10 protein-coding genes are annotated in these 12,435 nt (G+C 67.0%); 3 read left to right on the top strand and 7 right to left on the bottom strand.

Annotated features, from left to right (window positions below; genetic code table 11):
• Positions 1-476: 476 nt before the first annotated feature.
• On the bottom strand, positions 477-830 hold the full coding sequence (locus OG203_RS36650) for a hypothetical protein (protein ID WP_405161781.1): 354 nt from the start codon (positions 828-830) through the stop codon (positions 477-479).
• A 276-nt stretch (positions 831-1,106) separates the two neighbouring features.
• Between OG203_RS36650 and OG203_RS36645 the strand changes: the two genes are divergently transcribed.
• Positions 1,107-1,544: a hypothetical protein gene (locus tag OG203_RS36645; RefSeq protein ID WP_405161780.1), complete on the top strand. Its 438-nt coding sequence runs from the start codon at positions 1,107-1,109 to the stop codon at positions 1,542-1,544.
• Positions 1,545-1,650: 106 nt separating this feature from the next.
• Here OG203_RS36645 and holA read toward each other — a convergent pair whose 3' ends face one another.
• The 3 genes from holA to OG203_RS36630 all read right to left on the bottom strand — a co-directional run bounded on the left by holA (position 1,651) and on the right by OG203_RS36630 (position 6,267).
• Positions 1,651-2,619: a DNA polymerase III subunit delta gene (gene holA / locus OG203_RS36640; RefSeq protein ID WP_405161779.1), complete on the bottom strand. Its 969-nt coding sequence runs from the start codon at positions 2,617-2,619 to the stop codon at positions 1,651-1,653.
• A gap of 268 nt (positions 2,620-2,887) precedes the next feature.
• Positions 2,888-5,590: a ComEC/Rec2 family competence protein gene (locus OG203_RS36635; RefSeq protein WP_405161778.1), complete on the bottom strand. Its 2,703-nt coding sequence runs from the start codon at positions 5,588-5,590 to the stop codon at positions 2,888-2,890.
• Positions 5,587-6,267 (bottom strand): helix-hairpin-helix domain-containing protein, encoded by a 681-nt coding sequence (locus tag OG203_RS36630; protein WP_405161777.1) that lies wholly within the window; start codon positions 6,265-6,267, stop codon positions 5,587-5,589. The genes OG203_RS36635 and OG203_RS36630 overlap by 4 nt, the downstream gene beginning before the upstream one ends.
• A gap of 1,764 nt (positions 6,268-8,031) precedes the next feature.
• Here OG203_RS36630 and OG203_RS36625 point away from each other — a divergent pair.
• Together OG203_RS36625 and OG203_RS36620 are read left to right on the top strand one after the other, a co-directional pair.
• Entirely contained in the window at positions 8,032-8,247 is a 216-nt protein-coding gene (locus OG203_RS36625; protein ID WP_405161776.1) for a hypothetical protein, read from the top strand.
• Positions 8,248-8,403: 156 nt separating this feature from the next.
• Positions 8,404-9,186, top strand: coding sequence for a DUF5984 family protein (locus OG203_RS36620; RefSeq protein WP_405161775.1), 783 nt, complete (start codon positions 8,404-8,406; stop codon positions 9,184-9,186).
• On the opposite strand, the gene OG203_RS36615 is transcribed toward OG203_RS36620, so the two are convergent.
• From OG203_RS36615 to octT, 3 genes are all read right to left on the bottom strand, one after another.
• Positions 9,162-9,683, bottom strand: coding sequence for a GNAT family N-acetyltransferase (locus OG203_RS36615; RefSeq protein ID WP_405161774.1), 522 nt, complete (start codon positions 9,681-9,683; stop codon positions 9,162-9,164). The two genes, OG203_RS36620 and OG203_RS36615, sit on opposite strands and share 25 nt — an antisense overlap.
• 1,011 nt (positions 9,684-10,694) lie before the next feature.
• Positions 10,695-11,537: a DegV family protein gene (locus OG203_RS36610; RefSeq protein ID WP_405161773.1), complete on the bottom strand. Its 843-nt coding sequence runs from the start codon at positions 11,535-11,537 to the stop codon at positions 10,695-10,697.
• Between the two features lie 3 nt (positions 11,538-11,540).
• Positions 11,541-12,236 carry a diglucosylglycerate octanoyltransferase gene (octT, locus tag OG203_RS36605; protein WP_405161772.1) on the bottom strand — a complete coding sequence of 232 codons (696 nt, stop codon included), beginning with the start codon at positions 12,234-12,236 and terminating at the stop codon, positions 11,541-11,543.
• Positions 12,237-12,435: the final 199 nt, after the last annotated feature.

Genomic DNA, 12,435 nt, shown 5'->3' with positions numbered 1-12,435 from the left:
CCGCCCCACCCGCCGCTCCGCCCTCCGACGGGCGCCACTCCGCCGCCGTCGAACGTGCCACGCACGGTCCCGCCGGGAATCATCAACCGGAAACCCCGGCGCATTTCTCTCGTCCATAACCAATTCCAGTTTGACATGAAGTGAATAGTCAGCAATTGGCTAAATCCCGGGCGAAACCGCCATCCAGGCCGCACAAAGAACGTTCCCCACCACCCCACAGATACCGGACAAACCTCACCTGACGTTGCGATTTAACACCGGTATCCCACCGAACACAGAAACCACCCACATCCGAACGATCCCGCGATCCCCACCACTGAGTTCTCCACCACATGTGTCAGAGCACACATTCAGCATCACCAACCGAATAGGCCAACAGACAGCCAATGCACGTCCCGTCAGCCCGCGCACGATATCGCTGACGAATCCGGTCGCGGATCGCTATACCGCGCGCATCGGCAGCAACGCATAGCTGGTCAATCCAACGCGGTCGGCGGGTGGCTGTCGAATAAGTAGCGGACGATGGCGGTGAGTCGTACCGGGTCCGTTACTTCACGTAGCGACTCGAAGGACTCCACGGTGACATCCATCAGAGACACCGCCCCGCGCTCTCCGGTTCCGTGGGACGCTTCGGGACGCTCCACGAACCAGATGTAGCACCGATAGGATTCGGGTTCATCCACCGGTGCGCCGTTTCGAAACACCGGGCACAGGAACGCTACCGAGTCGGCCGAGACCTGATGGGCGAGGGCATTATTCGAGCTCCATGCGGCCAGATGTAGCGCCATCGCCTCATCTTGCAGGCGTTGCAGATCACGCTGGTCGGCCACTCGCACGCTCAACCGAGGATCTTCGGCGGATAGATTTATGTGCGGCTGATGACCCTGTATGCGATCGTTCACAGCGGTCCTCGAACTTTCTATCTGGTCGTTACACGACCGTTGTACCCACTGAACCGGCGCCCCGGAAACTCTGGGCAAGCGAAACGGCGTTGGAACCACGGATTCCCCATACGCTTGGAGCGCGAAAGCCCCTGTGCCCCAACGGGTCAGTCGGTATCGTCGCCGACATACGCTCGCGTTGGTCGCGAGTTACGTTCCACCGAGATGGGAGCCCTGTTGATAACCGGTTCACCGAAAGGTGAGGAGGGGCCGAGCGCGGGCCTCCCCCTCTCCTTCGACCGTAGGTTCCGGCCATGGCAATACAGAGTCGGCCACTCGGAGCTTTCGTTCCGGACTGTCGATGCTGGATCCAACGACGACTTCATTGAGATCTGGTTCACCGGCGTTTTGGGTATGAAGCTCAAAACTGTGTATGAAAGGCTCCATATCTTTGTCGCGGACGGCCCTCGAGCCGCGGATATTCTCGAGTTCGCCGACGTTCCCGAGCGGCATGCGGCGAAGATGTGGTGTCTCGCGCTGAACTCCGACGATGACAGTTTCGTGGTGTGCAGGGGGATCAGTGTCTGGTCACACCCCCGCGATGCCCAATTTGACCGGTCAGGCCTTCCGAAAATCGGGTCCACGCTTATATTCCGAGGGTAAGGCCTACTGGTGGCCCAGTGGCTGGGCGAGCCGACCAGTCCCCCCGTTACCCGTTCAACTCCTGTGCGGCCCAGTCGATTTCGTACAGTTCGACGTTGGGCCGCGATCAGCCCGCGGAGTGTAGGTCGAGGATTTGGGTGAGGGCGTGTTCTAGGGCGTAGTTGGCGTCGGCGGCGCCGCCTTTTACGTCGGCGTTCAGCGCCGCGACTACCTGGAGGGCGGAGCCGATGGTGGTTGGGGTCCAGTTGCGGGCCTGGGCTTGGGCCTTTTTGACCTTCCAGGGCGGCATGCCGAGTTGCTGGGCGAGTTTGAACGGGTCGCCGCGGCCCGCTGAGCCGACTCGGGCGATGGTGTGCACGGAATCGGCGAGGGCGTCGGCGAGCAGCACGTGCGGGACGCCGCGGTCGTTCGCCCAGCGCAGCGCCTCCATCGCGCCGGGGCGGTCGCCCGTGACGGCGAGCTCGGCCACGTCGAAACCGGAGACCTCGGCCTTGCCGGAGTAGTAGCGGTGCACGGCGGCGACGTCGATCTTGCCGCCCGTGTCGGAGGCGAGTTGCGAACAGGCGGCGGCGAGTTCGCGCAGGTCGGACCCGACCGACTCCAACATCGCCTGCACGACGTCGCCCGCGACGCGCACCCCGGCGGTCCGGAACTCACCGCGCACGAATTCCACGCGCTCAGCCGACTTGGTGAGCTTGGCGCAATCGTGCACCACCGCACCGGCTTTCTGCAGCGCGGGCACCAATGCCTTTGCTCGTCCACCCCCCGAATGCAGCACTACCAGCACCACACCCTCGGGCGGGTCACCCGCGGCGGCGGTGATCACCGCGACCGCGTCCTTGCCCGCCTCGGCCGCCGACTCCAGGATGATCACCCGGTCCTCGGCGAACAGCGACGGACTCAACAACTCGGCCAGCTCCGCGGTGCTCGCGTCACCTGCCCGCATCCGATCGACCGGCACCGCCTCGGCATCCGGCGCGAGCGCGCGCACCTGCGCGGTGACTTCCCCCACCGCACGTTCGACGAGCAGTTCTTCGTCACCGAGTACCAGGTGCAGCGCGGGCCGCTCGGTCATGACGCCACCTCGCCGACGTTCGCCTCCGCCACGGGCGAAGGCACGCCGTATCGATGGTCCACTCGCTGACGCTCGCTGGGCTCGGTCACGGCAGGCATCCTACGGTCCCCCACCGACAGACCCGCCCCGCAGGTTCCGCGTGTTCACCGAGCCCCGCGCAGAACTCGGCAACTCGCGTCTACAACGCGCCAGGTCAACTCGGTATCGAGCCGGTCGAAGCGTTCTCCCACATGCGTACGCGGCGGCCACAGCAGCTGGTCGGGTGACTTCATCGGGAGGTCACTAGGCGGAGTGATTGCCCGTCGCCCAGTACCAGCACATCACCGCGTTGGTCGGTGCGTGCCACGGTGGTGCCGAGGGTGGACAGCTCCGTGAGAACGCTGACATTCGGGTGACCGAAGGTGTTGTCGGCGCCGACACTGACCACGGCGAGCCGCGGGTGGACGGCGGCGAGGAATTCTGTTGTGGTGGTTCGTGATCCGTGATGTGGGAGCTTCAAAACATCTGCCTGCAGCGAGGTGCCGGTCTGCAGTAGCGCGCGTTGCGCGGAAGCCTCGATGTCACCGGTGAGCAGGATGCGCCCTGCGGGCGTGGTCGCGGCGATAACAATCGAACGATCGTTGGCGTCGTCGGCTTCGGCGCCGGGAGTGGGCCGCGGTCCATCGATCTCGGGCGCGAGTACCTCCAATTCGACTGTGCCGAAACGGAATACCTGTCCGGCCGACAGCTCCAGAAGTGGGATTCCAGCCTCTCCGGCAACCTCCACGACATGCGCCAGCCCCTCTACCCGCGGTCCACGTCGCGCAGCCGCCCCATGCGAGTCATTCGCCGACGATCGGTCGAGTGGCGACGTGCATCGCTTGTCGGTCGGCTTGCACGAATTGCTGGTCGGCTCGCAATGCTCGTCCGCCGACCCGGATCCGCCACTCGCAGAACCATTCTCACTACGCGCCGAATCATGCTGAGCGGCGGGCAATCCGCACTCACCACTTGTCGATCCGGTCCCGAACGCACGCCCGACCTCCGAGGTGGAACGCGATTGCGCAGCCTGGTCCGACTGCGCATCCTCGCCCACCGACGTACCAGCGCTGGGCGTCAACCCATCGAGCTCATGCAGACCGACCGCCACCGCGTCCACGGCACGCCCGTCCAGCGCGCCGCTGATGCCGCCGATGTGATCAGCATGGGGATGAGTCAACACCAGCAGCGCGATCCGCGAGATATGCAAGCGGTCCAAGCAATTTCGGATCGGACGCGGTTCTGGCCCGACATCGATCACTACCGCTGTGCCGTCACCGACCGATAAGGCGAGCCCATCCCCCTGCCCCACATCACAGGCGGCCAGCACCCAGCCGGTCGGCGGCCATCCGGGATGCCAGATCCGCACCGGGATGAACACCGCCGCCACGCCGAAGGCCACGGTCAGGATCACCCTGCGCATCGCTGCGAAGCGCAACACGAGGATGCCCGTCGAGACCACCACGAAGGCGATCAGTCCGCCGAGCGTTCCGCTGGGCACCTCGATGGATGAGCCGGGCACATCGGCCATGTGTTCGGCGACGAACAGCAACCACCACATCGGCGGTATTACACAATGCACTACGAGCTCGGCCAACGGCGACCAGACGCAGGCCAGCACCGCGCCGATCGCGCCGATCACCGTGATCGGCGCGATCACCGGCTCCACAAGAACATTCGCGACAATCGCGACCAGGCTGAGCTTCCCGTCCAAGGCGACCACCAGCGGCGTGGTGATGATGAACGCGCCGACTGCCACCGCGACGATCTCGGCAGGCATGTGCCGCCAACCCTGCGCCCGCAGCCAGTCCGCCCAACTCGGTGCCAGCAGGATCAATCCGGCGGTCGCGCACGCCGACAAAGCGAAGCCAGCGGAAACCGCGAGCGCAGGCCACACGGCGAGCAGGCCGATGACCGCCGCGCAGAGAGCGGGTAGCGCCTGTTTCCGACGCCCGGTCACCAAGGCCAGCAAGGTGATCGCGCCCATCGCTCCGGCCCGCAGCACGCTCGGGTCAGGCCGTGCGACGATCACGAACATCACCAGCGCCGCCCCCGCGACCACCGCTCCGGTGCGCGGACCGAGGGTCAGCACCCGCACCGCTAAGAGCACCGCGCCGAGCAGAATCGTGAAATTGGCGCCGCTGACCACGCAAAGGTGTTCCAGGCCTGCGATTTCGAACTCTTCGCGAAGATCATCGGGTAGCGCGGAGGTGTCCCCGTCGACCAGTGCGGGCAACAGTCCGGCCGGTTCAGCGGGCAATGCCCGGGATGTTGCGGTCGCGAAATCCGTACGCACCGAACGGGCTACGCGCTGCCACCACGGCAACGCACCGACAACCTTCGGCGCTCCCTGCGCCCGCAGTGTCGCCACGGTGAGATCGCGACCTCGGGGCAGATCCGCCCGCGCCTGGAACTCGATCGCCTGTCCTGGCGACAGTTCGGCCCATCCGTCGCCGGACGCCAGAACCACTACCGCCCCACCGACCCGCACCGTCGTTTCGCCGAACTGATACTCGTTCAGACTGCCCCGCACAACCCACCGGTTGCCGCCAAATGAGGTGCCACGCACTGGCTTCGGATCTCCGCTCGGTGTCATCACCACACGCAGCGACAGCCCCGACGCCGCCCGCAGTGGATGCGTCGCCACCCGATGCTCCCGCCACGCCGCAGCCACCGCGAACCCGGCTGCCAGCAGTACCGCCGCTAGCGCAACGATCGCCACGGCCCGCCGCCGTTCCGCCCGATGCGCGATCGCCCACAGCAGCAACACCCACAAGCCGATCGCCAGCACCACTAACGCCGCGGCAAGCAACAACCCCGCCAACCACCCCGCCGTCACCGCGACAATCGTTGCCGCCCAACAGCACAACGCCGCGGGCAACAACCGGGCATCGAGCACCTGCGGTTCGCCGTCGGCCTCATCGCGCTCCGGATCGTCACCTTCGGACCTCATACCTTCACCAGCTCGCGCAGCCGGGCCAGGCGGGCGGGACCGATGCCGTCGATCTGGCCGAGTTGGGTGATGTCGGTGAAGCGGCCGTGCGCGGTGCGCCAGGCGACGATGGCCTTGGCGGTTACCGGGCCGATGCCGGGGAGGGCCTCGAGTTCGGACGCTGTGGCGGTGTTGAGGTCGACACGGCCCGAAGGGGCTGTCGGATGGGCGGATCCGGACGGTGCGGCCGGGCTGCGGCCGCCCGCGTTGATTGTCGCGCTGCCGAGTTGCGGTGGGCCCGGGTTCGGTCCCGATGGTCCGACGAGCACCTGGTCACCATCGAGTAGCCGCTGCGCCAGGTTGAGTCCGGCAAGGTCAGCGCCATCCTGCGCACCACCTGCCGCCACCAGGGCATCGGCGACGCGCGATCCCGCAGGCAACCGCACCAACCCGGTCCGGTGCACCAACCCGACGACACTGACCACCAATTCGGCGCCAGATGCCGCGCCCGGCTCGGCCGGTAGGGGTGCCGCGCCAGGCGATGCGGGTGCCGCGCCAGGCGATCCGGCCGCACTCGGCGGCACCGCACTCGACATCCGCGCAACAGCAGGAGTCGTGGTCGTCCGCACGGCAGCCAGCGGCGGCACCGGTCGAGCAACCGGCCGCTCACGAAACAAGACGACAGCAGCCACCGCCATCGCCACCACCCCAACAACCAGCAACGCGCACACACCCCGCCGCCCCGGATCAACCCGAATCCCCCGAAACCGCTCCGGCACAAGCCGATCCCGCCATCCCCCACCCCCAGCAGGCTCATCCAACCACGCCGGCGAACGCACCTCTCCGACCCCATCTTCCCCCGCACCACCGCCCCCGACCTCAGCCCTAGAAGGCAACTGCACAAGATCCCACCGCCCCGAACGCGAAGCCACCCCACTCACCCCCGCCCTCCCCGCCCCCGACCACCGATCCGCGCCGACCACAGCCCCCTCCGACCCCTCGCCATGCACCCGAGACGCCGCACCCGCGGATACCACCGGGCTAACACCTGAACCCACCACACCCGATCGCCGATCAACGCTGAGCACAACAGCCTCCGACGCCTCAACCTGCGCCCACGACGCTGCTCCCGCCGAGACCACCGAGCTGACACCCGAACCCGCCACACCCGTCCGCCGATCCACCAACGACCCGGGGACAACCGGCAAACCTGCCGACTCAGAGAACACCGAGGCTTCTGAACCCACCTCACCCCATGGCCGATCAACACTGAGCACACCATCCACCGACGACCCGGCTCGCCCCTGCGACGCGCCGCCCACCGACAGCACCGACTTCCCCGCCGAACCCGACCACCGGTCCGCGCGGAGCACACCACCCTCCGACGCCTCAGCCTGCGCCCACGACACTGCTCCCGCCGAGACCACCGGGCTGACACCCGAACCCGCCACACCCGTCCGCCGATCCACCAACGACCCGGGGACAACCGGCAATCCCGCCGACTCAGAGAGCACAGAGGCTTCTGAACCCACCTCACCCCGTCGCCGATCAACACTGAGCACACCATCCACCGACGACCCGGCTCGCCGCTGCGACGCGGCGTCTATCGACGGCACCGACTTTCCCGCGGAACCCGACCACCGATCCGCGCTGAGCACACCACCCTCCGACGCCTCAGCCTGCGCCCACGACACTGCTCCCGCCGAGACCACCGGGCTGACACCCGAACCCGCCACACCCGTCCGCCGATCCACCGACGACCCGGGGACAACCGGCAATCCCGCCGACTGGGAGAGCGCTAAGCCCTCCGAACTCACCTCACCCCGTCGCCGATCAACACCGAGCACACCATCCACCGACGACCCGGCTCGCCGCTGCGACGCGGCGTCTATCGACGGCACCGACTTTCCCGCGGAACCCGACCACCGATCCGCGCTGAGGACAGCATTCGCCGGGTCCTCGGCGGGTGTCCTCGACGGCACGTTATCCACGACGGGGCTAACACCCGAGCCCACCAACCGCCGAGCCGCGCGCAGCACGGCATCCGCTGACGTATCGGCGGGCGCCATCGACGCCTCTGCTGCCGAGACTGACTGGTGCACAATCGAATTCGACCCGCTAAGCAACGCATCTCCCGAGGATCCCGCAGGTACCCGCAGTGCCGGGTTTTCCGAGACAATCTGGCTCGCAATCGAATCCAGTTCGTCCGACCGCTGATCGACACCGCGCACGGCAGCCCCCGACAGCTCACCGCGTGTCCGTGGCTCCGAACTACCGGGGAGTACTTGGCTCGCTCCGGCATTCGGCTCACCCGATCGCCCATCCGCGCCCTGTGCGGTAGCCACCGAAGACTCGGTCCTTACTAGCGACCTCGCGATTTCGGGCAGTACTAGGCTCATGCTGGAGCCCGGCTCAGTGGACTGCCAATCCGCGCCTTGCGCCAGACCTACCGACGAGCGGGTATGCGTCATCTGCACTGGATCTTCTTTCCGTCGCACCCGCGCCGGATCCCCGAGTCCCCGAGCTGCTGCGGGCAGCGCACTCGCCCGATGCGCGCGGCGACCGCCGAGGGGATGTGCGGCTTCGGCTGCGCCCGCGATTCCCGTCCGGCTGGCACCTACGCGGCTGGTCAGTGCGCTCAGCCGTCGCTGTATCCGCTCGCGTTCGTCCTGTCGTGACATGGGGGTGACGGTAGTTCTGGTCGGCGGCGAAAGATCTTGGCCGACCAGGGAATTCATTCGTCCTGTTGATAACTGTGCGGGTGTGGACAACTCGCCGAGGGCGCACAGATCGGTCGGCGGGCGTGGCGCACTGCGAAGTGCAAAACTTGGCCGGTGATCCGATTCCGTTTCGGCCTGACGCCACTGGGCCGAGTCGAGCCGTGGGGAGAACAGCACCGGACTCTGCACTGGTTCGCGCTCACCGAAGGCTGGTACTACATCGACCTCGGCGGCCATGAGCTGCTGCGTCTTTCCGAGCGTTCGACCCGACTACTGCGGACCCAAGCCGGTCACCAAGAGACGCCGTACGACTGCTACGTGGAGTACTACGTCGCCCGCCTTTGGGAGGACGTACTGGCGTTGCTACCGAGCGCCCTCGAGCCGGTGCCCGGCGACCTGATCGACTTCGTCGCCGCCGAATCGACGGACTGGTCATGGACCGAGACACCCGAGGTCCATGCCGCGTCGACCTGGTACGGCGAGCGCACCCTCGACACCGGGTACCTGTGGTTCGGCCCGCGCGTGCGGTGGTGGCGCACGGTCAACGGCAGTACCGATACCGTCACCGTCGCTTGGCGTTACCCGACGGATCCGGAGCGCGAAATGGAGTTCACCGGTCCCCCGACCGGCCGGGTCAGCATGCCGACCGACGAATTCCGCACGGCCGTCATCGAATTCGATCACACCCTGATGACCGCGATGAAGGACCGGATTCGCGAGTTCGAATCATCCGGTCCGCCAGCGGGTATCGAGATCGACCTCGCCCTGTTCGACCACGAGCAACAGGATCGGGCGCACTGGCTGGCGCAGGCCATGGAGCGGCGACCCGAGACGGACTGGGATGCCGTCCGTATCGGCGCCCGCACCCTCCGTCAATCCGCTTCCACGGCGGGCTGATCGGGCCCTTGCGGCAGATCCTTGGCGAAACAGTTCGACAACGGCAGGCTCTCGTACGGCGAGAAGATCGGAATCCGGTGGTATCCGCTGCGTTCGTAGAACCGCACGGCCTCCGGCTGCAGATGACCGGTCTGCAGAATCAACCGCGGTAAACCTCGTTCGCGCACAGCATCTTCCGCCGCATCGAGCAACAGCGGCGCGACACCGGACCCCCGATAGCCGGGCCGAACGTACATACGCTTGAGCTCGAGCTCACCCGCGTTCCAGCGCACCGCCGCATGCCCGACCGGCTCCCCCGCATACACAACGAACGTCCGATGCACCGTCACTGGATCTATCGCATTCGGATTCACCCGCAGCGTCTTGGCCAGGTACGCATATCGCGGCCCCACCTCCGCCGTCATCTCCGCCCGCAACACCTCCGCGTCCGAATGCCCCCACTCGACCGCAACCACCCGCAACACCGACCGAACCGACTGCTCCGCAGAACTCGCCACCCCGCGACCTTAACCACCACCCCCGCCCCACACCCCCCTTCCACTCACCAAGATTGCTGCCCCACCATCACCCGCGAGCAGCACACCCCCTTCCCATACTCCGCCGCCCCCATGTACTACTCAAGTACAGACCACCATCCACCCCAACGGGACATGACGGCGGCCCCACTCGCACTTCTCCGCCACCACGTCTCATTCGAAGCAACCACGCCCACTCCCCGCGGCAGATGGCCGCCGAACGGGACATGAGGGCGGCGACTACTCGCACTTTGCCGCCACCATGTCCCGTTCGGCGCACCCACGTCCACTCCCTACGGCTATCGCCCTGGCATCGCCTTCAGTGACACTCCACCGAGACCCCTCGCCACACCTAACCGGCGCCAAACGCCACTCACCTCAGCAGGTGACCGCCCAACGGGACATGACGGCGGCCCTACTCGCACTTCTCCGCCACCATGTCCCGCTCGACGCAACCACGTCCACTCCCTACAGCGATAGCCCTGGCATCGCCTTCAGTGACACTCCACCGAGACTCCTTGCCACACTTCACCGCAGCAATTCGCCCACTGACCAAGCCCGATATCCCCCAAACGACGCGTGACCACGGCGCAACTCACGTTTCGACGCAGTCGAGTCCGCTCACGACCACGACGGTCACCCGGCCATCCCCGTAAGTGGCACACTTCGGAGACCATTTCTCACACGTTGCCACACTCTGCAGCCACCACGCCCCGTTCGCCGCGGCGGATGGTCGCCGAACGGGACATGAGGGCGGCGACTACTCGACGTTTGCCGCCACCATGTCCCGCTCGACGCAACCACGTCCACTCACCCCGACAGATGGTCGCCGAACGGGACATGAGGGCGGCGACTACTCGGCGTTTGCCGCCACCATGTCCCGCTCGACGCAACCGTCCACTCACCCCGACAGATGGCCGCCGAACGGGACATGATGGCGGCGGCTACTCGGACTTTGCCGCCGCTATGTCCCGTTCGGCGCGACGAGAAGGGTTAGGTGCAGCCGCCGGGGAGGACTAGGACGCCTACTGCGCCTACTCCTAGGTGGACTCCCAGGGCGGGGCCGAATTCGGCGATGATGAGTTCGCGGATGCCGGGGATCAGGTCGCGGAGTTGGGTGGCGACGGTTTGGGCTGCGTCTTCGGCGCCGAGGTGCTGGACGGCGACGGCGGCGCCGTCCTCGCCTGCCGCATCGACCGCTGCCGCAACGAGTTTCGCGAATGCCTTGGAGCGGGTGCGGACCTTCTCGCGGAGTTCGAGGCGGCCCTCGACGATCTGCAGCAGGGGTTTGGTGACCAGTTCGCTGCCGAAGAAGGCGGCGGCGGCGCTCAGTCGACCGCCGCGGCGCAACTGTTCGGTGCGGTTGACCAGGATGAATGTGCGCGCTCGGCTCGACGCGGCGACCGCGGTGTCGTAGACGACGTCCAGCGACGCTCCGCCCTGGGCACGGCGTGCGGCGGCAAGCACCGGCAGCCCGGTGGCCAGGCCCGCGCCGAGCGAATCGACGAGGCGCACCCGATCGGCGGCATCCATGTCGCGGACGGCCTGTCTGCCCGCCTCCCATGTTCCGGAGAGTTGGCGCGAAATATGCACCGCGACAACACCATCGCCGCCGCTGAGCTCCCATGCCTGTTCGTAGACAGCGCGCAGCTCGCCCGGCGACGCGGCCGAGGTGGTCACCGTGTCCGCGGCGTAGTCGATGTCGACGGGGTCGACGCCCTCGCGGATCGCGCGGTCACCGATCAGGACATGCAGTGGTACGACGGCGATATCGAGCTCGGCGGCGAGTTCGGCAGGGAGGCTGGCGGACGAATCTGTCACGACCACGACGGCCACGGACTACCGAACCTCCTGCAGGGTCTTCACCATCGCGTTGGCCACCGCGGTATGCCCGGCCCAGCCCCAGTGGATACCGTCCGGGTTCGCGTCGCCGGAGAAGATGTTGTCGCGCACCGCTTCACCGAGATCGACCAGCGGCACGGCGGTGCGCGCCGACCACGCGCGCAGCGCCTTGACCGCGCGCTCGCGTCCGGAATGCACGCGCCCATACGCGTCGCAATTGTGTACGGACGGAAGCACCGCGACGAACGGCAGGTCGGGACGCAAGTGCGCCAACGCTTCTCGCGACTGCTCCAGGTAGTCCACGCTCACCTTCGGCGGAAGCGCAACGGGGCGACCGAGTTTCGAGAGCTTGGGCTGCAGCCAGCCGTAGGTGGCGCGGACGCCGCGGCGCAGGGCAGGCGGACGCACGTAGCGGATCAGCTCACGGAGTGCGGTCGGCAGCGGCGAGGGCAGCGAGTCCATGCCGCCGACGGCGAACACCACCGCACCGGCGCGCGGCACCGCCGCCCACACCCGCGGATCACCGATCAACGCCCAGTACGCGTCCCGGCAGGTCCAACCAATTCGCCCGACCAACTCGACATCCCAATCCAGCTCGGCCCCAACAAGGTTCGGCCAGATCCGCGGGTGATCAGCAGCCAACCCACCTTTGGGCCCGAAGTAGGACAACGAATCCGCGATCACCAGCAGCACGGGCCGTCCCGAGGGCGACGCGCCAGCCGAAGCGCTGGAATCTGCGGCGGCAGAGGCGGATCCGCCCTCAGCTGACGCTGAGCCGACAGCAGATTCCACGGCCGGGGCACCAGATGTGGGCACAGCCGACTCGACGGCTCCGGCCGATTGTCCTGCCGCAGCGACCGAACCCACAGCTACAGACGCGGACTCGGATGTC

This window comes from Nocardia sp. NBC_01499 (genome assembly GCF_045040275.1).
GTDB lineage: Bacteria > Actinomycetota > Actinomycetes > Mycobacteriales > Mycobacteriaceae > Nocardia.
This window is presented reverse-complemented; position numbering and strand designations above follow the sequence as displayed.

Coding starts and splice junctions, on each gene's coding strand:
- holA (WP_405161779.1), bottom strand. CDS start 2,619: ATGACCGAGCGGCCCGCGCTGCACCTGGTACTCGGTGACGAAGAACTG.
- OG203_RS36645 (WP_405161780.1), top strand. CDS start 1,107: ATGGGAGCCCTGTTGATAACCGGTTCACCGAAAGGTGAGGAGGGGCCG.
- OG203_RS36635 (WP_405161778.1), bottom strand. CDS start 5,590: ATGAGGTCCGAAGGTGACGATCCGGAGCGCGATGAGGCCGACGGCGAA.
- OG203_RS36625 (WP_405161776.1), top strand. CDS start 8,032: ATGCGTCATCTGCACTGGATCTTCTTTCCGTCGCACCCGCGCCGGATC.
- OG203_RS36630 (WP_405161777.1), bottom strand. CDS start 6,267: ATGGCGGTGGCTGCTGTCGTCTTGTTTCGTGAGCGGCCGGTTGCTCGA.